The organism is Siminovitchia terrae (assembly GCF_003605405.2).
GTDB lineage: Bacteria > Bacillota > Bacilli > Bacillales > Bacillaceae_C > Siminovitchia > Siminovitchia terrae.
In genome coordinates, this window is the sequence record NZ_QYTW02000014.1 from 23944 (window position 1) to 46364 (window position 22421).

General features: G+C 41.6%; 23 protein-coding genes and 8 tRNA genes. 23 read left to right on the top strand and 8 right to left on the bottom strand.

The window, feature by feature from the left end; genetic code table 11:
* Positions 1-19: 19 nt before the first annotated feature.
* Complete coding sequence (locus tag D5F11_RS14065) at positions 20-1492, top strand: aldehyde dehydrogenase family protein (protein WP_120118820.1); 1473 nt, start codon at positions 20-22, stop codon at positions 1490-1492.
* 267 nt (positions 1493-1759) lie between these two features.
* Here the strand turns inward: D5F11_RS14065 and D5F11_RS14070 are convergent, their stop codons facing one another.
* The 3 genes from D5F11_RS14070 to D5F11_RS14080 all read right to left on the bottom strand — a co-directional run bounded on the left by D5F11_RS14070 (position 1760) and on the right by D5F11_RS14080 (position 5121).
* Positions 1760-2962 (bottom strand): MFS transporter, encoded by a 1203-nt coding sequence (locus tag D5F11_RS14070; RefSeq protein ID WP_120118821.1) that lies wholly within the window; start codon positions 2960-2962, stop codon positions 1760-1762.
* Between the two features lie 4 nt (positions 2963-2966).
* A complete protein-coding gene (locus D5F11_RS14075) occupies positions 2967-3374 on the bottom strand; it encodes a MarR family winged helix-turn-helix transcriptional regulator (protein ID WP_120118822.1) in 408 nt (135 codons plus the stop codon).
* Positions 3375-3693: 319 nt separating this feature from the next.
* On the bottom strand, positions 3694-5121 hold the full coding sequence (locus D5F11_RS14080) for a sigma-54 interaction domain-containing protein (protein WP_245998218.1): 1428 nt from the start codon (positions 5119-5121) through the stop codon (positions 3694-3696).
* A gap of 341 nt (positions 5122-5462) precedes the next feature.
* On the opposite strand from D5F11_RS14080, the gene D5F11_RS14085 reads away from it, so the two are divergent.
* The 4 genes from D5F11_RS14085 to D5F11_RS14100 are packed head-to-tail and all read left to right on the top strand — an operon-like array spanning position 5463 to position 9110.
* Positions 5463-6515 (top strand): TRAP transporter substrate-binding protein, encoded by a 1053-nt coding sequence (locus D5F11_RS14085; RefSeq protein ID WP_185830700.1) that lies wholly within the window; start codon positions 5463-5465, stop codon positions 6513-6515.
* Between the two features lie 24 nt (positions 6516-6539).
* Entirely contained in the window at positions 6540-7043 is a 504-nt protein-coding gene (locus D5F11_RS14090) for a TRAP transporter small permease (protein ID WP_120118825.1), read from the top strand.
* Positions 7044-7058: 15 nt separating this feature from the next.
* Complete coding sequence (locus tag D5F11_RS14095) at positions 7059-8327, top strand: TRAP transporter large permease (protein ID WP_120118826.1); 1269 nt, start codon at positions 7059-7061, stop codon at positions 8325-8327.
* A gap of 21 nt (positions 8328-8348) precedes the next feature.
* Positions 8349-9110 carry an SDR family NAD(P)-dependent oxidoreductase gene (locus D5F11_RS14100; RefSeq protein ID WP_120118827.1) on the top strand — a complete coding sequence of 254 codons (762 nt, stop codon included), beginning with the start codon at positions 8349-8351 and terminating at the stop codon, positions 9108-9110.
* Positions 9111-9436: 326 nt separating this feature from the next.
* Here the strand turns inward: D5F11_RS14100 and D5F11_RS14105 are convergent, their stop codons facing one another.
* Positions 9437-9904 (bottom strand): C40 family peptidase, encoded by a 468-nt coding sequence (locus tag D5F11_RS14105; RefSeq protein WP_120118828.1) that lies wholly within the window; start codon positions 9902-9904, stop codon positions 9437-9439.
* Positions 9905-10290: 386 nt separating this feature from the next.
* Between D5F11_RS14105 and glnH the strand changes: the two genes are divergently transcribed.
* The 5 genes from glnH (at position 10291) to D5F11_RS14125 (ending at position 15369) form a co-directional block, all read left to right on the top strand.
* A complete protein-coding gene (gene glnH / locus D5F11_RS14110; protein WP_120118829.1) occupies positions 10291-11115 on the top strand; it encodes a glutamine ABC transporter substrate-binding protein GlnH in 825 nt (274 codons plus the stop codon).
* Positions 11116-11416: 301 nt separating this feature from the next.
* Positions 11417-12079 carry an amino acid ABC transporter permease gene (locus tag D5F11_RS14115; protein ID WP_120118830.1) on the top strand — a complete coding sequence of 221 codons (663 nt, stop codon included), beginning with the start codon at positions 11417-11419 and terminating at the stop codon, positions 12077-12079.
* Positions 12076-12798, top strand: a complete 723-nt coding sequence (locus D5F11_RS14120) for an amino acid ABC transporter ATP-binding protein (protein ID WP_120118831.1) — start codon at positions 12076-12078, stop codon at positions 12796-12798. The genes D5F11_RS14115 and D5F11_RS14120 overlap by 4 nt, the downstream gene beginning before the upstream one ends.
* Positions 12799-12848: 50 nt before the next feature.
* Positions 12849-12971 (top strand): hypothetical protein, encoded by a 123-nt coding sequence (locus tag D5F11_RS27790; RefSeq protein ID WP_281277090.1) that lies wholly within the window; start codon positions 12849-12851, stop codon positions 12969-12971.
* Positions 12972-13212: 241 nt separating this feature from the next.
* The gene (locus D5F11_RS14125; protein ID WP_120118832.1) at positions 13213-15369 is read left to right on the top strand and encodes a sensor domain-containing protein; all 2157 of its coding nucleotides are present in this window, start codon (positions 13213-13215) and stop codon (positions 15367-15369) included.
* Positions 15370-15652: 283 nt separating this feature from the next.
* Here D5F11_RS14125 and D5F11_RS14130 read toward each other — a convergent pair whose 3' ends face one another.
* Complete coding sequence (locus D5F11_RS14130) at positions 15653-15994, bottom strand: IS3 family transposase (RefSeq protein WP_120118833.1); 342 nt, start codon at positions 15992-15994, stop codon at positions 15653-15655.
* 234 nt (positions 15995-16228) lie between these two features.
* Here D5F11_RS14130 and cwlD point away from each other — a divergent pair, with 234 nt between their 5' ends.
* The 3 genes from cwlD (at position 16229) to D5F11_RS26520 (ending at position 18344) form a co-directional block, all read left to right on the top strand.
* Positions 16229-16939 carry an N-acetylmuramoyl-L-alanine amidase CwlD gene (gene cwlD / locus D5F11_RS14135; RefSeq protein WP_120118834.1) on the top strand — a complete coding sequence of 237 codons (711 nt, stop codon included), beginning with the start codon at positions 16229-16231 and terminating at the stop codon, positions 16937-16939.
* Between the two features lie 175 nt (positions 16940-17114).
* The gene (locus D5F11_RS14140; protein ID WP_120118835.1) at positions 17115-18179 is read left to right on the top strand and encodes an Mrp/NBP35 family ATP-binding protein; all 1065 of its coding nucleotides are present in this window, start codon (positions 17115-17117) and stop codon (positions 18177-18179) included.
* Positions 18180-18188: 9 nt separating this feature from the next.
* Positions 18189-18344 (top strand): hypothetical protein, encoded by a 156-nt coding sequence (locus tag D5F11_RS26520; protein ID WP_185830701.1) that lies wholly within the window; start codon positions 18189-18191, stop codon positions 18342-18344.
* A gap of 102 nt (positions 18345-18446) precedes the next feature.
* Here D5F11_RS26520 and gerD read toward each other — a convergent pair whose 3' ends face one another.
* Positions 18447-19043, bottom strand: a complete 597-nt coding sequence (gene gerD, locus D5F11_RS14145; RefSeq protein WP_120118836.1) for a spore germination lipoprotein GerD — start codon at positions 19041-19043, stop codon at positions 18447-18449.
* Between the two features lie 147 nt (positions 19044-19190).
* Here gerD and D5F11_RS14150 point away from each other — a divergent pair, with 147 nt between their 5' ends.
* The gene (locus tag D5F11_RS14150; RefSeq protein ID WP_120118837.1) at positions 19191-19856 is read left to right on the top strand and encodes a KinB-signaling pathway activation protein; all 666 of its coding nucleotides are present in this window, start codon (positions 19191-19193) and stop codon (positions 19854-19856) included.
* 69 nt (positions 19857-19925) lie between these two features.
* Here the strand turns inward: D5F11_RS14150 and D5F11_RS14155 are convergent, their stop codons facing one another.
* Entirely contained in the window at positions 19926-20675 is a 750-nt protein-coding gene (locus D5F11_RS14155; RefSeq protein WP_120118842.1) for a polysaccharide deacetylase family protein, read from the bottom strand.
* 144 nt (positions 20676-20819) lie between these two features.
* Here D5F11_RS14155 and D5F11_RS14160 point away from each other — a divergent pair, with 144 nt between their 5' ends.
* The 3 genes from D5F11_RS14160 (at position 20820) to D5F11_RS14170 (ending at position 21322) form a co-directional block, all read left to right on the top strand.
* Positions 20820-21053 carry a hypothetical protein gene (locus D5F11_RS14160; protein WP_120118838.1) on the top strand — a complete coding sequence of 78 codons (234 nt, stop codon included), beginning with the start codon at positions 20820-20822 and terminating at the stop codon, positions 21051-21053.
* 120 nt (positions 21054-21173) lie between these two features.
* Positions 21174-21248 (top strand) — tRNA-Asn (locus tag D5F11_RS14165).
* 1 nt (position 21249) lies between these two features.
* Positions 21250-21322, top strand: a tRNA-Thr gene (locus D5F11_RS14170).
* Positions 21323-21402: 80 nt separating this feature from the next.
* Here the strand turns inward: D5F11_RS14170 and D5F11_RS14175 are convergent.
* On the bottom strand, positions 21403-21510 hold the full coding sequence (locus tag D5F11_RS14175; protein ID WP_120118839.1) for a YjcZ family sporulation protein: 108 nt from the start codon (positions 21508-21510) through the stop codon (positions 21403-21405).
* A gap of 230 nt (positions 21511-21740) precedes the next feature.
* Between D5F11_RS14175 and D5F11_RS14180 the strand changes: the two genes are divergently transcribed.
* From D5F11_RS14180 to D5F11_RS14205, 6 genes are all read left to right on the top strand, one after another.
* A tRNA-Glu gene (locus tag D5F11_RS14180) sits at positions 21741-21815 on the top strand.
* A gap of 98 nt (positions 21816-21913) precedes the next feature.
* Positions 21914-21989, top strand: a tRNA-Val gene (locus D5F11_RS14185).
* Between the two features lie 15 nt (positions 21990-22004).
* Positions 22005-22080 (top strand) — tRNA-Thr (locus tag D5F11_RS14190).
* A 23-nt stretch (positions 22081-22103) separates the two neighbouring features.
* Positions 22104-22188 (top strand) — tRNA-Tyr (locus D5F11_RS14195).
* Between the two features lie 63 nt (positions 22189-22251).
* Positions 22252-22325: transfer RNA gene (locus D5F11_RS14200), tRNA-Gln, on the top strand.
* A 1-nt stretch (position 22326) separates the two neighbouring features.
* A tRNA-Lys gene (locus tag D5F11_RS14205) sits at positions 22327-22399 on the top strand.
* Positions 22400-22421: the final 22 nt, after the last annotated feature.

Consider the following 22421-nt stretch of genomic DNA (forward strand, 5'->3'; position numbering starts at 1 on the left):
AGACAAGTGAGGAGACAACATGAAAAAATTAAAAATGTATATAAATGGAAAATGGGAAGACCCATCAAGTGGAGAATTCAGAGATATCATTAACCCGGCTAATGGGGAAATCATTGCGAAGGCAGCCGAGGGCGATATTTCAGATGCCAAAAAAGCAATTGCGATAGCCAGAGAGGCTTTTGACAGTGGTATATGGTCAGATCTACTAGCAGTAGAAAGGGCAGCTTTTTTATATGCCATTGCAGATAAATTGGAGGAAAGAGCGGGAGAAATCAGCTATCTGGAAACATTGGACAACGGAAAACCTCTGCATGAGACTCAGTTTGATGTAGCAGATGCTGTGGCTTGCTTTCGGTATTATGCTGGAATGGTGACGAAACCGGATGGTGTGACTTATCAGGTGCCAGACCCTATGCAAGCTATGGTCGTACGGGAACCGGTAGGCGTTTGCGGGCTGATCGTTCCATGGAACTTTCCTTTACTGATGTCTGTTTGGAAGATCGCCCCTGCATTGGCTGCGGGAAATACAGTTGTGTTTAAACCTTCCGAAGTAACACCGGTCACAGCGCAATGTTTATTTGAAATCATTGAAGAAGTGGGGATTCCTGCAGGGGTTATCAATATGGTCATGGGTGCTGGTAAAACGGTTGGGAACGAAATAGCCGAAAGCCTTGATGTAGATAAAGTATCGTTTACAGGAGGCACAGCAACCGGAAGACACATTATGAAAGCGGCGACAGGAAATATCAAAAAGATATCCCTGGAACTTGGTGGGAAATCACCGAATATTATTTTTGCGGATGCCGATTTTGAAGCCGCCATTGACTATGCCTTATTCGGAATATACTCCGGAGCGGGTCAGGTTTGCTCCGCTGGTTCGAGATTACTTTTGGAAGAAAGCATCCATGACCAATTTATTGAAGAACTGGTCAAGAGAGCGCAAAAGATAAAAGTGGGTCCGGGGCATGATGATGAGACAGAAATGGGTCCTTTGGTCAGTAAGGGGCATATGGAGAAAGTACTCAGCTATATAGAAATAGGCAAACAAGAGGGAGCCAAGCTGGTTTGCGGCGGCAGTCAAATTATGGAAGATGGTATGGGAGCCGGATATTTTGTAGAACCGACTATTTTCATTAATACAACTCCCGATATGCGAATTGTTCGCGAAGAAATTTTTGGACCAGTTCTCGTTGTCCAAAAATTTAAAGATGAAGAAGAGGCTGTTCGTTTGGCAAACGATACAGATTACGGATTAGCTGCGGGGGTATTCAGTCAGGACGGTGCCAAAGCATTGCGTGTAATCAAAAAAATCAGAGCCGGAATTACATGGATTAACTGTTATCATCCAACATACAATGAAGCTCCTTGGGGCGGCTATAAACAAAGTGGAATTGGGCGCGGACTAGGCACATTTGGATATGAAGAGTTCACAGAAGTAAAACAAATCAATATTAATCTTGAAGTACAACCGACAGGCTGGTTTGCTAAATAAATTTTTAGAATCTAGGGAGGTTTAACGATGAATTTTGAGTTTTTACTACCTACTAAAGTTGTAATGAGAAAGGGAATTCGGCACGAAACTGGAGAATACTTGGTCACTGAAGCATCATGGTTGTAGTGAGATCGTCCGCTGCATCCATCTTTTTAATAAAAACAGACAGCGACTCAAATGGGTCGCTGTCTGTTTTATTAAAAAGGGATTATAGCACCCTTTTTATCTGTGGATTTCCACCAAAGAATGGATATATTTGGTCTGTTCCTAAAAACTCTCCACTTTCTTTACGGTGTCCGCCGCTTTCCTATCTTGTTTATTTGGTTTTAAAATCATGAGTAATAGAAAAACACAGCAGACAAGTATACTGGAAATCAGATATATCGATTGATACCCTTTAGCTGCAGCAATAATTCCGAAAATATATGATCCCAAAGCGATTCCACCATCAAAGAAAGTGTAAAAAGTAGCAGTGGCATACCCACTTCGTTCGATAGGCACAGATTGGATGGCAAGCGTCTGCATACTTGGCACCAAAGAGCCGTAGCCAAGTCCGACGAAGCCTCCTGCTAGTAAAAATGTAGTAGCCGAATTGGTAAATGCCAGCATAATCAATCCGACGATGAATAAAACCAATCCGGGATACAAGACATATTGAGGTCCTTTCAGATCAAACAATCTTCCTGTGAACGGTCTTGCAAGAAGCATGACAGCGGCAAAGACGAGGAAGAAGCTGCTTGTCATGCCCAACAGATTTTTTCCTTGGGCATAAATGGATAAATAGGATAGGATGCTCGCATATGAAAGACCGGTCAGACAAGCGAGAAAGCCTATAGGCACAGCTTTTCTTTCAAATAAGTCATTAAAAGACATCCTTCTTTTAGCTTTGGCTCCATTCTGCTGTTTATGGGCAGGCACGATCAAAGAGAAAAGCGCCCCTGTTATCATTAAAAGGCTGAGAATGATGAACAGCATGTCAAAGGAGTAGGCTTGGATGAGAGACAAGGCAATGAGCGGACCTAGGACAACCCCGAGGTTTGTCGACATGGTAAAGTAACCAAGGCCTGTACCGCGGCGTGCTGGCGGAATGATATCCGCCGCAATGGCCCCGCATGCTGTGGTTGCAATGCTGAACCCAATTCCATGCAAAAAGCGTAGGGCAAGCAACAAGCCGAATGGATCGATGAAATAATAAAGAACCGTGCATAGCAAATATAAGACGAGGCTGAACAGAAGCATTCTTCTTTTTCCGACCAAGTCTAAAATCTTTCCGGTAAATGGCCGAACGATGATGGCGGAAAGTAAAAAGATGGACATTAGCAGGCCAGCTTCTTGATCCGTTTTATTTAAAATCCCTGTCGCATATAGCGGCAGAGTTGCCGTTAAACCATAAAACACAATAAAAACCGAAAGGTTCGTACAGAACAAGCTAATGAATGATTTTGTCCAAATGGGTTGCGATTTTTGCAAACTATCATCTTCCTTCCATATCTAATTTTTTCAAGAGCTCCATCAATACTGTCTGCTCTTCTTTGGTTAATTTTTCCACTGTCCGCTCTTCAAACCGCTCTATGGAATCTTTAATATTAGGCAATCGAGTTTCTGCTTCTTCAGCCAGTCGGACCATTTTTTCGCGGCGGTCCTTTCCTGCATATGTTTTGAGCCAGCCAAGTTCCTCTAAGCGTTTGACTGTCCTAGTAATCGTTGGTGCCTCTACATTCAGATATTTCCATATATCTGTCAGCGTCATTTCTCCATACTGATAAACGCAATAAAGGACTGTCCACTGGGAAGCGAACAAGTCATGTTTTTTTAATGTGGTGTTAAGCTCTTTGGTAAGCAGCCGGGTCTTTTGAAAGATTTCATGAATCACAGGATTCATTGGCATCACTCCTAATATTTACCTAGGTAACCAACTTCACTATTATAATTCGGGACACGAAATTTGTAAAGGGTAATATGAACATTTTTCACAAAGTAAGATTTCCAAAAAGACAGAAGCACCTTGCTCCATAATAGGTACTCACAAATGTTCGATGTAAAACTTATGGCAAACGAATCCTCTAGGGATTGCTCTTTGTCAGCTTCTTGATTGATGAAGAAACGATTTATTTGTACACTCATGCAGAAATAGAAAATCAATAAGAAAGCAGGAACATGCTTCATGGTCATGTTCCCGCTTTCTTATAAGCTGTTCATCTTTATTTTATCCCCCAGCTCTGCAGCTTCTTCACCAGTGTTGTATGATGAATACCCAGTTCCTTTGCTGTTTGGCGCAGGGATTGTTTTTTCTGCAAGGCATCCATAATCAATTTCTTTTCATAATTTTGCACCATTTGTTTTAATGGGACCTCTTTGGAGCCTTGCTCAACCTGGGTGATCCGGAAGGGAAGGTGATAGGGTTCAAGGGTATTTTCGGGAATAGAAACAATTAAATTCTCAACCATATTTCGTAATTCCCGTACATTTCCCGGCCAGTGATAGGCTGTCAAATATCGGATGGTTTCGTACGCAATTTCTTTTTGAATGTGATACTTCTTTGAGAAATAGGAAAAAAAGTACTTGAGTAATTCCTGGACATCCTCCGGACGTTCCGAAAGGGGCGGCACATCTATGGAGATAACGTTCAGACGATAATATAAGTCCTCTCTAAATAGGCCTTGTTTCACAAGCTGCTCCAAATTTTTATTTGTTACAGAAATAATCCGTATATCTAGATCCTTTGTCTTGTTGCTCCCGATCCGGCGTACTTGTTTTTCTTGTATAACCCGTAGTAATTTTACCTGCAAAGCGAGTGGCATCTCGCCAATTTCATCGAGCATGATTGTCCCTTCATCAGCAAGCTCAAGCAATCCGGCTTTTCCTTCCTGCCTTGCGCCGGTGAATGATCCTTTCTCATAACCGAATAATTCGGATTCCAATAGATTTTCGGGAATCGCTCCACAATTGATTTTGATTAAGGGCTTATCTTTCCTCTGACTAAAATGGTGAATTAAGTTGGTCAGCATTTCCTTACCAACACCCGAAGGCCCTGACAGTAAAATACTCGTGGGGAATGGAGCTACCTGTTGAATTTTTTCGTATACCTGTTTCATTTGCGGACTCCGAAAAACAATGGTCTGGTTCTTTTCGAATTCTGTATGGACGGCGAAGCGGTGAGAGTTCAATTCGGCTGTTTCCATTGCTTTTGTGAGTTCACGCTTCATTTTACTGATTTCTGAGATGTCACTTACGCTGATGACAATTAAAGATAATTCTCCATCGTCACCAAATACAGGACTGCCTGTTACTACTACCTCTTTCTTCTCGCCAAGCTTTTCCTCATTTCCGATTTTTTGAACGATGGATAGCTGCTTTTTTTCTTTAAAGACGAGCTCAGAAATAGAGCGATCGAAATATCCTCTTTCCGTGAGGTCTAATACATTTTTTCCAATCAGATCCGCCTTTTGGTATCCGGTCATTTCCTCATATGCACGATTGACCAGAACAGTAATTCCGTAACGGTCTACCACATAAATGCCATCTGTGGAGAATTCAATGACTGTTTCCAATTTATGAGCTAAGTCTTTATAGTGGTCAAGTGCGGAGGCTTGATCATGGTAGTCCATCGATGAATTATGGACGGTCATCCCGCTTTCCACTCCTTTTAAATCCTTTAATCTTGTGTGGTGAATTTTTTCAAACACTGCTGAATTATTTCACCATCTAATTATATATCAATAATAAAAATTTTTTTGGCAATTACTTCAGGTATTTTTTGAAGAAATGGTGAATTATTTCACCGATAGTTGGATTGATTTTCAATAAATCGTAATAAAATCAGACTTTATAAGTTGGCATGCTATTTGCTATATATTAAGATAGCGTTTTTACAGGAATCGACAAACATTCTACTAGGGTGAGGAGGGAACGCCCGGAGTCAAGGCTTTGATATAGAAGTAAAAATATTCAATTAAAAATGGAGGTAACAATGAAAAAATTTAAGATATTCGTCTTTTTCCTAGTATCTATGCTTTTAATGACAGCTTGTTCTTCAAATGGAAGCGGTTCAGCGGATAAAGAGTCCTACGTTTTAAGGGTCTCACATCCCTATCAAAAGGCTACGCTCCATCATCAATATATGGTGTGGTTTGATGAGGAACTTCAAAAAAGAAGTGACGGGCGACTTTCGTTAGAAATCTATTCGGACTCACAATTGATGCCACCTGAACAGGAAATACCGGGTATTCTGCAGGGGCAGATAGACATGACGCACTCTCTGACTTCAATAGCGGGAAGCTTCGATCCCATTTGGTATTTCTTTGATCTGCCGTTTTTATTCGACTATGATCCGAAAGATCCCAAAGTGTATATGGATAGCCGGAAAGCGTTTGTTGATAGTGAAAAAGGCGGTCGTCTAATAGCCAAGATGGCGGAAGAAAAAGGGTTAAAGGTGCTTTCACTGGATTCCACGGATTTATTCGCTACTTTATGGACAGCAGATGAAAGCAAGATGATTACAGATACAGCAAGTGCTCATGGATTGAAATTGCGTACACCTGGCGGAAAAGTAGCTCCGGAGACATTGAAAGCGATTAAAGCAAGTGGAATTTCCATACCGGGTACGGAGCTTCCGACCGCCTTGCAGCAGGGAGTGGTAGATGGATTAATTACAGTTCCGCTGTATTTGTATGACAATAAGCTTCCTGTTAAAACGCAAACACTTTATCCGTTCGTTAACTATCTCATGCCTGTCATGATGTCACAAAAGAAATTTGAATCCTTGCCGGAAGACCTTCAGGAGATTCTTGTAGAGACAGGGAAAGACCTGGAGCAATATGCTTACGACACTGTCAGCGAGAAAATCGCTGATGTCAACGAAAGGCTTGAAAGCGAGCAGGGAATCAAAACTTATTATCCAACACCTGAAGAAATTGAAGAATGGAAAAAAGTGACTGAGCCTGCTTGGGACAGCTTCATGAAAAGCGAGCCAAGAGCTAAAGAGCTGATGGAAGAAGCAATCAGGTTAAGAGATGAAAACTGATTTGGAGTGTAAGGAGATGAAAAAATGAACCGAATCGAGAAACTTGAGAACTCGACGAAATTTTTGGATAAAGCGCTGGAGGTCATTGCTGTCTTTTGCTTGATTCTCAGTGTGGTACTGGCTTTTGTTGGAGTCATTTTGCGGTATCAGTTCGGGATTTCTTATCAAATATTGGAGGAAATCTGCCGTTACGCTATCGTCTATGGGGTGTTTGCGTACATAGGCCCCTTGATTAAAAAAAATGAACATATAAAAATGTCTCTTCTTGAGGATCGTTTATCCAGGAAAAGCAAACATCTTGTGGAGTTCCTAATTGGAATCATTTTGTTTATTGCATTTGTCATTCTATTTTATGCCGGAATCATTTGGGCGTCTTCCATTTATAGCATGAATCTAATGACACTTTCTGGTGAAATGCTGATGGTCATTCCAGCGTTTGCGATTGTAGCCGGTATGTTTTTCGGATGTGTCTATGCTCTTTTGCAAATGATTATTGATTTTAATCTTTTTCGAGCGGAGACGAATTAGGAGGGAGGTTTGAATATGTTACTGATTGGACTTATTATCTTTTTCATTTTATTGATCGTTGGTGCACCTATTTGGCTTTCGCTTGGATTAAGTGGCGGGATCCTGATGTTTGTGTTTTTGGACCTGCCGTTGGAAGCGATCATTTCGCAATTTTTGATTGCAACGGATAAATGGATTTTGCTGGCGATTCCATATTTTTTATTAGCTGGTAACTTGATGACCTATATGGGAACAGCCAATAAAATGATTGGTTTTGTTAACCATTTGATCGGCCATTTGCCCGGCGGAATGCCGGCGGCAGCCGTTATCACAGCAACAATCTTTGGTGCATTGTCAGGATCCGCGACTGCTACAGTTGTTGCCGTAGGATCCATGATGATTCCGCAAATGATTCAGCTTGGTTATTCCAAGGAAAACAGCATGGGGGTCGTAGCTTCTGCTGGAACACTCGGCCAAATGATACCGCCGAGTATTTACATGATTATTTATGCATCAATGGTTCAGATAGACGTGGCACAGCTTTTTCTTGCAGGCATTGTTCCAGGGCTGGTCATTGCGGCTCTATTGATTGTCACTGCCATCATCGTCAGTGTTAAGGACAAGACGGAAAGGAAAAAACGCAGCAGTGCACAGGAGATCTTTAAATCGTTTATTGTTGCTCTTCCGTCATTGTTGATGCCAGTTATTGTATTGGGTGGGATTTATTCTGGAGTATTTACACCGACCGAAGCTGCGGCCGTATCTGTTGTGTATGTTTTGATTATCAGCTTCCTATTTAACCGAAAAGAATTCACTAAGAAAAATATCCAAAAAAGTTTAGTTAACTCCATGGTGACAACCACTGTCATTTACTTGCTGCTTGGCGGAGCGAACATGTTTTCAACTGCTTTGACTTATGCTCATGTTCCGCAGCAAATTACAGAATATGTATCACAGCTGACATTGCCTGGATGGCTGATCATGCTGTTAATCCTTGTATTATTCCTTGTATTTGGAATGTTCTTGGATGCTGTACCGATTTTATATATCACGATTCCAATATTGTATCCGGCCGTAATGGCACTTGGATATGACCCAATTCATTTTGGCGTCTTGACGATTGCCTGCATGATGATTTCTCAGATTACACCGCCGGTTGGATTAAGCCTGTTTGTTGTCAGTGGGCATTTTAAGGAAAAGCTGAGTGTTGTCATAAGAGGGTCGATGCCTTATTTAGGGGCCTTGCTTGTAGCGACTATCATTCTCTTATACGTGCCATGGTTGAGTACATTTTTAACAAAATAATAGAAAAGAGGAGTTCATCTTATGAGATTACAAAGCAAAGTAGCAATTATTACTGCAGGAGCATCTGGAATGGGAAAAGCGGGAGCGAAGTTATTCTCTAAAGAAGGAGCGATTGTTAACATCTTAGATATTAATGAAGAGAGTGGACAGGCTGTTGTTGAAGAAATCGAAGCAAGCGGCGGAAAAGCCCATTTTTATCGCACAGACATGACCAGTGTGGAGGATATCAAAGCGACGGTTGATAAAATCACTGATAAATATGGAAAGATTGATATTTTATGGAATCATGCGGGAACACCAGGCCCTGGCGGTGTCGATCAAGTAGAAGAAGCTGGTTTTGATTTTGCTCTGGACTTGAATGTGAAAAGCGGTTTTTTCCTGACGAAATATGTTCTGCCGTTCATGAAAGATAATGGCGGTTCTATCATTTTCACTTCATCTATCTCAGGCCTTGTAGGCTCTTACTTTAGCCCTGTTTATTCAACAGCAAAAGGGGGAGTAAGCAACATGGTTCGTGCACTGGCCATGAGCTTAGGAGAACACAAAATTCGTGTAAACAGCGTTTGCCCGGGATTCACGGAAACACCAATGTTGAAGGAATTCTTAGCTCGCGATGAAGACGATGATATGGAAGCCAATGCAAACAAGGTTTTGAGCCGCGTTCCGCTCGGACGCTTTGCGTATGCTGAAGATGTCGCCAATGCAGCATTATTCCTGGCATCTGATGAGTCGGTCTATATTACAGGTGTTAACCTTCCGGTCGATGGAGGATATACAGCTTAATAGGTGAAAAAAACAGACAGCGGTTAAAAAACGCCGTCTGTTTTTTTATGAACAAACGTGGTTATTCTGAGCATATGGAAGACCCGGTGAGAAAAAGCGGGTGGGAACGAACAATACCCCGATCGTATTACTGCAAAATCAGTGTCTCATCCCAAAATAGGAGAGGCATCTATCTTAAATTTGGTCCAAGCTACCAAAATAGTCAAGCATAATTGAAAACTGTCGACAATCAGCTAAGGAGCAGTATTTTAGTCTAGGATCAAAAAGATCTTTTCATTAAAACAGACAGCGAGAATCATCGCTGTCTGTTTTAATGAAAAAGGGAATTATAATACCCTTCTTGCACCTGCATATTTGGATTTCCAATAGTACGGGTCATTGATAGATGTAATGGCTACACCTTTTCCCGCAGAATGGATAAATTTGTTGTTCCCCGCATAAATTCCAACGTGAGAGATTTTCGTTTTTGAAGTAGTTTTAAAGAATACAAGGTCTCCGGCTTTCAAATTCTTTTTACTGACGGATTTTCCTTTTTTATATTGTTCAGCCGCTGTTCTTGGAAGCTTGACGTTCTTTTTCTTGAATGTATAGGAAGTGAATCCTGAACAGTCGAATCCTTTTGGAGTCGTTCCACCATACTGATAGCGAACGCCCAGATGCTTTTTACCTTCTTTTATAATTGCTGATCCTGATGGCTTGGCTGCCGCACTAGCCGTATCTATAGGTTGAGTGATCACTGCTGCAAATGTGATAACGGCGAATAATGAAATTAGAGCTTTTTTTAACATCGTCATTCTAGCACTTTCCCCCTGAAACTCCAACATTTTCTTGTTTATGGTAGATATAGCATAACACGTCAAATTGTGACTTTGTTTTTCAGTTGTGTAACAAATGTATTACGAGATGTATCGACATTGGAAATGTCGACTCCATTTATTGAAAAACAACGACCTTTGTAACAGTGGGAGGTTTTTCAAATGGGCTATTTTTATAATCATCAGCCTCCATCCGTATTTTGGAATAATAACAAGCATTGTAGCTCTAAAGAGTCATGAAAAGCTTGATAAGACAAATAATCGTATAATTTAAGGAAAATATGAACTTTTCTAAAAAGACAATCTTTGTTATAGTTAGCTTAATTATGTAAGTGTTTACAATGTGAAAAGGGGGAGGATGTCTCATGAGAATAAAGAAAAGAGGTCTTTTTGGGATTTTATTGCTTGCGTTGATGTTTGTTCTGGCTGCGTGTGGAGGAGGATCTGAAAGCACAAGCGGAGGATCGGACAGTGGCGACAAGGAAAGTAAGAACAGTGGAGGCAGTGGTTTAAAAGATACATATACGGTTGCAAGTGACACCTCTTTTGTACCATTCGAGTTTAAAGAAAACGGGGAATATGTCGGATTCGATATTGATTTGATTAATGCGATTGCTGATGAAGTTGGCTTTGAAATTAAGTTGGAAACGACAAACTTTGATGGTATTATCCCAGGGTTGCAGACGGGGTCTTTTGATATTGCCCTTGCTGGGATCACGATTACAGATGAACGCAAAAAGACGGTTGATTTCAGTGACCCTTATTATGATGCGGGTCTCAGGATCGGGGTTTCCGTCGACAATAAAGACATTAACAGTATAGAAGATTTAAAAGGGAAAACAGTTGCAACAAGACTCGGGTCTACAAGTGCCGATTATATTAAAAAGAATATTGAGGGAGCTGAAGCCAGCCAGTTCGAGCAATTGGACCAGGTGTATTTGGCCGTTGAAAATGGAAGTGCCGACGCGGTTCTCTATGACTCTCCGAATGTTGCTTACTATATCCAGACCAAAGGGGAAGATAGCTTGAAGATGGTTGGCGAGTTATATCAAGCTGAGCAGTACGGTATAGCTTTTGCTAAGGGCCAGGATGAACTTGTAAGCAAGGTTAACGAAGCTTTGGCTACGTTAAAAGAGAATGGAAAATATGATGAAATCTATGAAAAATGGTTTGGTGAAAAGCCTGAATAGGTAATGATCCTGAAGGAAAGGGTGTAACCGACTTTTGTTACACCCTTTTATTCGTCGAAGATAAGGAACGACTAAGTTTTGAGTTATGTTTAGCTTTAGCGTCACAGGACGTGGCGCTTAGAGTCCAAGCGTTATCGGCTCAAGGTCACAAGTCAGCAAGGAAGCATGTTCAAGGTGAAATACATTTTTGTAGTTTTACCGCGTCGCAAAACAGCTTGATGCATACTCAGTGATGTAATTGCGGTTCTTGTATTTTTCGCAGAGCTGGGTTTCTTACGCTTTTCTATTAAGAGGTGAAGTAATGATTGGTAGATTTGATTGGGCAGGTGTCATCGAATTCCTGCCGGATTTGACAAAAGGATTGTATTACACGCTGCTCATTTCAGTAGTCGGGCTTTTAATCGGTTTTGCTTTAGGGGCTCTCTTTGGAATCGGAAGAGTGGCTAAGACTAAGATTTTTTACATCATTTCCACTGTGTACGTTGAAGTCATCCGCGGTACTCCTGTACTTGTCCAGGCTATTTGGATTTTCTTTGCCCTTCCTTTGGTTATCGGAAAAAACCTTGACTCCATCACAGCGGGGATTATTGTTATTGCTGTTAATTCAGGGGCATATATAGCTGAGATTGTACGGGGAGCTGTTCAATCAATAGATAAAGGCCAGATGGAGGCAGGGAGGTCTCTTGGGCTGAATCATCAGCAGACGATGCTCCATGTTATTTGGCCACAGGCTTTTAAACGAATGATTCCGCCACTTGGGAACCAATTTATTATCAGTATCAAGGATACGTCTTTATTGTCTGTCATTCTCGTCCCTGAACTGATTTTTCAAGGACGTTTGATTGCAGCCAACCACTTTAATGCAGTGGAAATTTATACGACAGTAGCTTTATTTTATTTAGTCATCACTTTTAGTTTATCAATGGTTCTACGCTTTTTTGAAAGAAGGTTGGAAACAGAATGATACAAGTCAACAACTTGCATAAGAAATTCGGAGATCTCGAGGTATTAAGGGGGATTACTTGTGAGATCGAGCTGCAGGAAGTAGTCTGTGTCATCGGGCCGAGCGGTTCGGGAAAAAGCACCTTTCTGCGCTGTTTAAACATGCTGGAGGAAATGACGGACGGGGAAATTGTCATCAACGGACATCACTTGAAAGACCCTACAACAGATATCAATGCAGTACGGACGGAAGTAGGGATGGTTTTTCAGCAGTTTAATCTGTTCCCTCATAAGACGGTTTTGGAAAATATTACTTTGGCGCCGAAAAAAATACGAAAAATAAACAGTGAGGAAGCGAAAGCTCTTGCTATGGAGCTGCTTGAAAAAGTCGGGCTTGCGGATAAGGCAAACAGCTATCCAAGGCAATTATCAGGGGGGCAGCAGCAACGGGTGGCCATTGGACGTGCTCTTGCGATGCAGCCCAAAGTTATGCTGTTCGATGAGCCGACTTCAGCTCTTGACCCCGAACTCGTTGGGGAAGTACTAGAAGTAATGAAACAGTTGGCATTTGAGGGCATGACGATGGTGGTGGTCACTCATGAAATGGGATTTGCAAGGGAAGTAGCTGACCGAGTCATATTTATGGATGGTGGTGTCATAGTAGAGGAGGATGTCCCATCTCAAATTTTTACGAAACCTAAATCGGATCGAACCAAGGCTTTTTTAAATAAAGTTTTGTAAGGGGTGTTTAACTTCATTCAGCAGAAGTCCCCACTTCTGTAAGTGGTGAGATGAATGCATATTGGCATTCCATTCAGTGGAGGTTCAAACCTCGGTTGAATAAAGTTAAAGCCTCCGGTGGATGCCACAGATTTTCAGAGGAAATTTATCGAGCGGAGCTCGATAAAATCTGAGCGTAAATACGCCAAGGCGCATTTGATAAACAGGACTTTGATTGGAAATAACTTGGTCAGGAGTTGTTGCTTCTGACTTATTTCTTATATGACGAGAATGTGAATGGAACCACTTTATTTTGATCCCAAGGGACTAGGAAGAAGTATCCAGTTTTTGCCCCATCGTGCTATGATAGAACATAGAAAATAAGGAGCTTTTTTGGGAGTTCAGTCACTTTAGCATCTATGGAGGAGAAGTAAAATGGGTAAATCAGATTCGGCAGTTGAAGAGGTATCGAGGCTTTATCTTCATGACTTTGAACTATCCGATCAGACGGATTTTGAACAAGTTTTGAAGGAACTAGCCTATATCAAGTATGCATTGGATCAGTCTTCAATTGTTGCGGTCACTGACCAACGGGGAAAAATACTTTATGTCAACGACTTGCTTTGCAAAATATCAAAATTCAGCCACGATGAATTGATCGGGCAGGACCATCGGATTTTAAATTCCGATTACCATTCAAAGGAATTCTTCAAGAATATGTGGGCGACCATTGGAAAGGGACATGTCTGGGAAGGTGAGATCCGCAATAGGGCAAAAGATGGTTCATTTTATTGGGTGGATACGACCATCGTTCCTTTTTTAAATGAAAAAGGTAAGCCTCACCGATATGTTGCGATTCGGAATGATATCACTGCCCGAAAGGAAATGGAAGAAGAGATCAGAAGAAGTGAAGAGAGATACCGTCTTATTACTGAAAATTCCTCTGACTTGATCTCGACAGTTGATACGGAGGGAAATCTTTTGTATCTGTCACCATCTCACGGTTCGTTATTGGGGTATGACTTGGATGAAATAAGAAAAGGAACCATTTTTGACCTAATATACGAAACAGACCAGGAAGAAGTAAAGGAGACAATAGAACAGCTCTGGGGAAAGAAGAAGATCACTTCCCAGCTTGAATTTCGTTTAAAAACCAGTTCTGGAAGCTGCATTTCCGTAGAGGCCAAGATGAATGTCATCTTGAACGATAACGGTGATATCAGGAAGGTAATGCTCGTCACAAGGGATATAACTGAACGAAAAAAATCGGAACAGAAAATATACCATTTGGCTTTTCATGATACATTGACAGACCTGCCGAATCGAAGACTGTTTATGAATGAGCTGCAAAAGACAATTGCTAAAACAAAAAGGCCTTCGAAAGTAGCCGTCATGTTCATTGATTTGGATCGCTTCAAATATGTGAATGATTCCTGGGGCCACGATGCCGGAGATTACATACTCATGGAAGCGGCTCACCGCATCAAACAATCACTTCGATCAACAGACTTTGTGGCAAGAATTGGCGGGGATGAATTTACGGTCCTTCTTGATAATATTGAAAATGAAGCGGATGTAAAATTACTGGTGGAAAGAATTCAAGAGAGTTTTGAGGAGCCAGTGCACATTTTCGAGAAGGATATTTTCCTATCATGCAGCATTGGAATTGCTATTTATCCAGAAAATGGAAAAAATGCTGATGAACTATTAAAGCGGGCGGACACGGCCCTCTATGTGGTGAAAGAACGAGGAAGGAGCGGTTATGCTCTTTTTGATGCCGACATGGAAGAGAAATCATTGGAGCGTATCTTATTAGAAGTTGAATTGAGAAAGGCTGTAGAGCGGGAACAATTCTATTTAGATTACCAACCGAAGATTGACTTTTCTAAAGGGACGTTGGTTGGCATGGAGGCTCTGGTTCGCTGGAACCATCCGGACCTGGGCAGGGTACCTCCTAACAAATTCATCCCGATTGCAGAAGAAACAGGCTTAATCATCCCAATTGGAGAGTGGGTGCTTCGTGAAGCCTGCAAACAGAATAAAAAGTGGCAAGATATGGGTTACTCGCCGATTACCGCGTCAGTGAATGTTTCAGTCCGACAGTTGGAACAATCGGGCATACTGAACAAAGTGATTGAAGTTTTAAATGAAACAGGACTTGATCCGAAGTGGCTGGAGCTTGAGGTCACCGAAAGTGTCTTTGCCGACCTTGAAAATGCCGCAGCCATTTTGGAGGAAATCCGGGGTTTTGGCGTTAAGATTTCAGTGGATGATTTCGGTACAGGTTACAATTCTTTCACCTATATTAAGCATTTGCCTGTGGATACAGTGAAAATTGATTCTTCTTTTATAAGGGATATACACCAAAACGTCGAAAGCAAAGCGATTGTCAACGCCATTTTGACACTTGCAGATACATTGAACATTAGTGTGATTGCTGAAGGAGTTGAAAGCAAAGAACAGCTTGAACACCTAAACAAAGGCGGTTGCATTCAGGGACAAGGATACCTGTTCAGTAAGCCGGTATCCAATGAACTGTTTGAAAAGTATTTCCGGGATTCCAACTTATTGTTTCCAGAAGAGATTGTTTAACTTCATTCAGCAGAAGTCTCCCACTTCTGTAAGTGGCGAGATGAAAGCATATTGGTATTCCATTCAGTGGGGGGTCAAACCCCGGCTGAATAAAGTTAAAGCCTCCGGCGGATGCCATAGATTTTCAGAGGAAATTTATCGAGCTTAAGCTCGATAAAATCTGGGCGCAAATACGCCAAGGGTGCATTTGATAAAAGAGCTGAAACAAAGCTTTTTAAAATGAATAAAACGCATGAAATATGATTGGAAAATCTGTGGTTACCCCCAAAAGTTAAAGTTTTTATTATGCAGCTGATTGGCTGGATTGAGTTTTGTATTCGACTGGGCTCAATCCAGCCAATTTTTCTTTTGATCGTACATGGTTATACCAGTAGATATATTCCTCAATCCTTTTTATAAATTCTTCATAGCTTACTAGTTCTTCCCCATAATACATTTCTTGCTTTAAAATCCCAAAGAAATTCTTCATTGAAGCATTGTCTGCGCAGGTTGCTTTACGAGAAATGCTTTGGAATACGCTATTTTTCTTTAATGTCTTCACCCATTGATTGTGCTGGTAATGCCACCCTTGGTCAGAATGAATGGTGGTGCGGTAGGGCTTATCTCTCAGCTCTACAGTATCCATTTGTTAGGCGAAACTTTTCCGATGTCATCCCTAAGAGGCGTTCTTGATTTATGATCATCTGAAAAGTGACCTTCCTTTATCTTTATTAAAGATTTATCCCCTCTAGACTTATCCTAAACGAGTTTATAAAAATGAGTGAATATATCAAGGAGATGTCCCTGTCCTTATTTTGTTCTAAATGATGATCTTGTCCCATATGCTTTTGTGAGGAAGCCTTGGCAGAGGGGAGATCGCATGCGAAAAAAAACAAAAGCTATTTTTTTCATCATCGGTGCGGCGCTCATATTTTTAATTGTCCAATATCAATTCATTCCGCGGGATTCGTTTGATACATGGAATCTTCCGCTGACTGGAAAAGTAATATACCTAGATCCAGGACACGGCGGCCCTGATGGAGGGGCTGGCGACAGCGAAGCGCTTGAGAAAGACATCGCCCTTGAAGTTGCTTTTAAACTGCGGGATTATCTGCAGGGGCAGGGGGCGCTGGTTTTGATGACACGGGAAACCGATGCCGATTTGGCAGATCCAGATATGAAGGGGCTCAGTAAAAGGAAAACGGCTGATTTGAAAAAAAGACTTAAATTGGTCAATGAATCTGAGGCGGACTTATTTATAAGTATCCATTTGAATTCTATCCCTTCTCCAAAATGGAGAGGTGCACAGACCTTTTATTCCCCACATTTAGTAGAAAATAAGCGGGCGGCCAAATTGATTCAGGAAGAGCTGGTTGTCAGCCTGGAAAACACGGATCGTCAAGCAAAGATTATTGAAAATATATATTTGATTAAACACTCCAAAAAACCAGCGGCCCTGGTTGAAATTGGTTTTTTATCGAATCCAGGGGAGCGAGCCGCTTTAATGGAAGATGGTTACCAAGAAAAAGTGGCAGCGGGGATTTATCGAGGGGTTATGAGGTATTTCACGAAGGAAAAATTAAAAGACTAAGGTGTATGGGGAAGTTCATTACACAATCGTTTTTTTAAAAGGTTGCAAAATCCACTTTTTCATAGTGGATTTTTACATTCTCTAATCTTTCCTCATGGAGCGTCTTTTCATAGAAAACAATACGAATATGTTATACTGAATCAAAAGTGCAATTCGATAAAGGACGGTGCAAAAATTGGTTACTGAACAACAGGTGTTCAATATTCTGAAAGAATTAAAAGATCCGCTTTTACATAAGACATTAGAGGAAACAAATGGGATTACAGAAGTGAAGATCAAAGAGGAGAAGGAGCATGTCAGTGTAAAAATAGCGTTGGCTAAGACCGGAACACCGGAACAGATGCAACTTCAATCCAAAGTCGTACAGCTTCTAAAAGAGGCGGGAGCTGCTACGGTTGGAATCCGATTTACAGATCTTCCAGAAGAAGAGTTGGAGAAACACCGCACAGCTGGAGATATGCCCGATGAGACGGCAGGAGGCTTGCTTTCTCCTGACAGCAAAACGACATTTATCGCGATTGCCAGTGGAAAAGGCGGAGTTGGAAAGTCAACCGTTTCTGTCAATATGGCTGTTGCATTGGCGCGTCTTGGCAAAAAGGTTGGGCTTGTTGATGCCGATATTTACGGATTCAGTGTTCCGGATATGATGGGAATTACTGAACGGCCGGTTGTCAGAGGAAAAAAGATTCTTCCTGTGGATCGGTTTGGCGTAAAGGTTATTTCCATGGCGTTCTTTGTGGAGGACAATGCCCCGGTGATTTGGCGTGGTCCGATGCTCGGGAAAATGCTTAACAACTTCTTTACTGAAGTGGATTGGGGAGATTTGGACTACTTGCTTCTTGATCTTCCTCCAGGAACGGGAGATGTGGCCCTCGACGTCCATACAATGCTGCCAAGCACAAAGGAAATCATCGTGACAACACCACATCCAACTGCAGCATTTGTTGCAGCGCGTGCCGGAGCGATGGCACTTCGAACGAACCACGAAATTTTGGGTGTTATTGAAAATATGTCCTATTTTGAAAGCAAGTTGACGGGTGAGAAGGAATACGTTTTTGGACAAGGTGGGGGAGAAAAGCTTGCAGAAGAGCTTCGCACAGAGCTTCTCGGAAAGCTTCCGCTTCAGCAGCCTGATTGGAATGAAGAGGATTTTGCACCGTCCATTTATGATGAAGCACATAAACTGGGACAGATTTATCGAGAAATTGCAGAAAAAGTTATTCATGAATTGGAAAAGTAAGGAGCTTCAGTGGGAAGGAAGCCACCAACAAAAAAGCTGGCATTGGATATCGATCAATGCCAGCTTTTTAACTTCATTCAGCAGAAGTCTCCCACTACTGTAAGTGGTGAGATGAATAACATATTGGTATTCCATTCAGTGGGGGTTCCAACCCCGGCTGAATAAAGTTAAAGCCTCCGGCGGATGCCAGATTTTCAGAGGAAATTTATCGAGCGGAGCTCGATAAAATCTGGGCGCAAATACGCCAAGGTGCATTTGATGCATAAATTATGGGTTATTTTCATTTGTCTGTTTCTTTTCGTTCCCACTGCTTTTACCACCTTTTTTCTCGGAGGCAGCTTTTTGGGCCATTTCCTCTAATCTGGCTCTATAAAGCGGGCTCTCGAGCGTATCCGTTACTACATCGCGCATTTGCTCTCTGAATTCCTTGCTTTTAAGCGCTTGGGCTAAATCGTTTTGAAAGACGGGGTCTTTCAAGATATCCATCACCATTCCTTGGTATTCGGGATCTTTCATTAATGATTTCAGAAGCTGTTCATTTTCCTTTTTCATACTTTTGGCCATGGATTCAGCAAACTTCGGATCCTCAAGAGACTTTCTCCAGAATTCCTGGCCTTTTTCAGATGTGAGAGTTTTCTCTACTGTATTTTTGACAACGGCTTGATCCATGACGAGCTCTTGTTTTATGTCTTCATCTGTCATGATGTCTTTGACAGCTTTTTTTCCTTCATCTGTTTTTAAAATATCCACTATCATTTTTTTCGTCTGATCATAGTCGGGCTGTCCAACATCTACATCTTTCCCCCCGCAGGCGGCAAGCAGCAATGAGCAGACGAGGAGCAGCAGGATGATTCCCTTTTTCATTAAAAATGCTCCTTTCCTAATGTTTCTCCGTTATTTTTAATATGGGACTTTGTGAAGAATTTATGCACATTTACGCGAGCAATGGCTTTTTTGAAAAAAGGTTGATAAAATCGGGTAGACAAGAATAATAATTGGAGGATTAGGTCAGTGACAATCCGAAATTGGCTGCGTTTTTTCTTTTCGACACTTTTTTTGGGCGGAATCATTACCGGCATATTTGGTTTTCTGATCCGGTGGAGTGAATTCCAGCCATATTTTACAGAAATGAATATAGGAGCCATTTTTTCAACATTTATTTGGCTTGTAGGTGTAGGGTTTACATTTAGCGTTGTAAGCCAAGTTGGTTTTTTCGCCTATTTATTTATCCATCAGTTTGGTCTTGGGATTTTCCGTTCTATTTCTTTATGGAACGCCGTTCAGATCGTTCTTATTATCATCGTGCTTTTTGATTTGGTCTACCTTCGCTTCCAGTCATTTGCAGGTAAAGGGGAAAGCATTCTTCCATATATCGGACTTGCTATCTTCATTTTGATTGTTGGTTTGGTTACTGCCTTTTTCAAAGCAAAGGCTACATCAAGAACTACCTTTGTTTCTGCTTTGTTTTTCATGGTAGTCATAACTATTTTGGAATGGCTTCCGGTTCTGAAGGCGAATGACGAGGGATGGCTCTTTTTAGTAATTTTTCCTCTAATTTCTTGCAATATATACCAGCTATTGGTACTCCCGAAATATAATCGCTTATCGGAAGAGGATAGGGCCCGCAGGCTTGAAGCGAAAAAGAATATGTCCGGAAATAAGCCAGTGAAATCCTGAGAGAGTATAATGGGGAAAAAGGTTATTCCCCACCGATAAGAAAAGCGAACCCACGTTAAGGTTCGCTTTTTAAGGTATTAAGGTTGTTTTTACCTTCCCGTTGGAAATCATATAGGAAACAGTTACCAGATCATCCTTGTTTTTGATGACGGCAAGTATTTCCGGCAGGGCTTTGGCTGTTTGGGTTGCTGCATCAGATGCATGCATTAAAATAATATCCCCTTTTTTTGCTTTGCTGACATTTTTAACAATTGTCGAGACACCCGGATTTTTCCAGTCCTGTGAATTTAGACTCCAATGTACAACGGTCAATCCCATATCGTCGGCTATTTTGAGCGTGCGTTTATCAAAATGTCCTGTTGGGGAGCGAAGAAGTTCCACTTCTTTGATGTCCAGCTTTTTAAAGACTTCAAGTGATTTGTTGATGTCCAGCTTAACCTCCTGATCTTCCAGCTCCGTGTAATCTTCGTATGCATAACCGAGACTTCCGATTTCAAACCCCATCTCTTTTATTTTTTCAACAACCTCTGGATGCCTTTCCGCCCAAGCGCCTGATAGAAAGAAAGTAGCCGATCGGACTTCCTTTTCTTCCAGTACATTTAAAATCGGCTCAGCTTGAACATCTCCCCAACCAATATTGAACGTAAGTGCGACTCCTTTTTCGCCTTTATAAATCGCTTTTGACTGATCTTTTGCAGATAAGACAGGAAACTGCATCATTGATTGGGAAAAATAAAAAAGTGCGGTGAAAAAAGAAATAATCACAATAAGGAATCCTTGTTTAATCCTTCTCCCGCTTACTGTTACAAAAAAGTTCACCTTATCACCTTCAATCTCCATCCTTGTACAATCTATGCTTGAACCCTTGATACATATGACTAAAAGACCCTAAAAAGAAATGGGTATGAAGCCAGGAGATTTGGGGATAGCTATGAATACTAAAATCATCGATGAGGTGTAGTCATGTATGGGATGCTGATTACGGAGCAGGAGAAAGAGGAGATCATTTATCTGCTGAAACGCGAAATGGACGAGATTTTATTTGATTTAAAAAACGAAGATATTGAGCACATTGTTAAACGTGCAATGGAAGAAAGGTATAAAACGCTTTTTTCGCTGTTCAAGCGTGTTGCAGGTCATAGGGAATGCATGAAGTATATACTGCCCGCAGGGAGGATGGGGCGGAGAAAATCATAAAAATTATTGACATGTACTGAGCAGTCTTGCTATATTTACCTCATCCATTTTTTTAATAAAGCTCTTGAATTAATTCACAAAATGATTATAATAAGAGTTGGCTTGTCCATATTTTAATATTCCGCAGTAGCTCAGTGGTAGAGCTATCGGCTGTTAACCGATCGGTCGTAGGTTCGAATCCTACCTGCGGAGCCATGCTTCCATAGCTCAGTTGGTAGAGTGCATCCATGGTAAGGATGAGGTCGCCGGTTCAAGCCCGGCTGGAAGCTTTATAAAATGTCAGGGGCTCCCATAGTTGGGAGCCCTGTCTAATCAGGCATATTTTCTCTTGGGAATTACTTGGTTTAGCTTACCACCAGCCACAGCCGCCAGTGAAGGCAGCACCAACAATAATCAAGAGAATGAACAAAACAACGACAAACGCAAAGCCACCACCGTAACCTACACCTGCGCTCATAAAAAGGCACCTCCCTAGGTATATTGATTATTATTTTATGTAGTAAAAGGTCCCAAGTGCAGAATAATTTGGATTCCAATAAAAAAATGTGCTATTTCACTATTGGGTCACGGGAGAATCGACTTTAACATATAAAAAGTGACAAAGAAAAACATTTTCTCAAAAAAAATCTTGAAATGTGTTGACAAGTTTATCCGATTTATTTATACTCTTTATTGTGCTTAATAAACGGCCCCTTGGTCAAGCGGTTAAGACACCGCCCTTTCACGGCGGTAACACGGGTTCGAATCCCGTAGGGGTCACCATTGATTTTTAAATGCGCTCATTTTATTTTTAATAGCGGATGGCATGCTAAGAGCTCGACATCCTGTCGCAACGCATGCACTTGTACATCCTATACTTCGGAGGATTAGCTCAGCTGGGAGAGCACCTGCCTTACAAGCAGGGGGTCGGCGGTTCGAACCCGTCATCCTCCACCACTTTTAATATGGCTTGCCGGCCTAGCTCAATTGGTAGAGCAACTGACTTGTAATCAGTAGGTTGGGGGTTCAAGTCCTCTGGCCGGCACCATTTTTTATTTTGCCTTTTTTGATGGTGGGGTAGCGAAGTGGCTAAACGCGGCGGACTGTAAATCCGCTCCCTCCGGGTTCGGCGGTTCGAATCCGTCCCCCACCACCATTTACATAGATTGGGAATATAAAATGAGATTTTGGGTAATATACTAAATATGTTTTTAAACGATGGGCTATAGCCAAGCGGTAAGGCATCGGACTTTGACTCCGTGATCGTTGGTTCGAATCCAGCTAGCCCAGCCAAGAGCCATTAGCTCAGTTGGTAGAGCATCTGACTTTTAATCAGAGGGTCGCAGGTTCGAATCCTGCATGGCTCACTCTTTAAAAAAGAGAGAATAA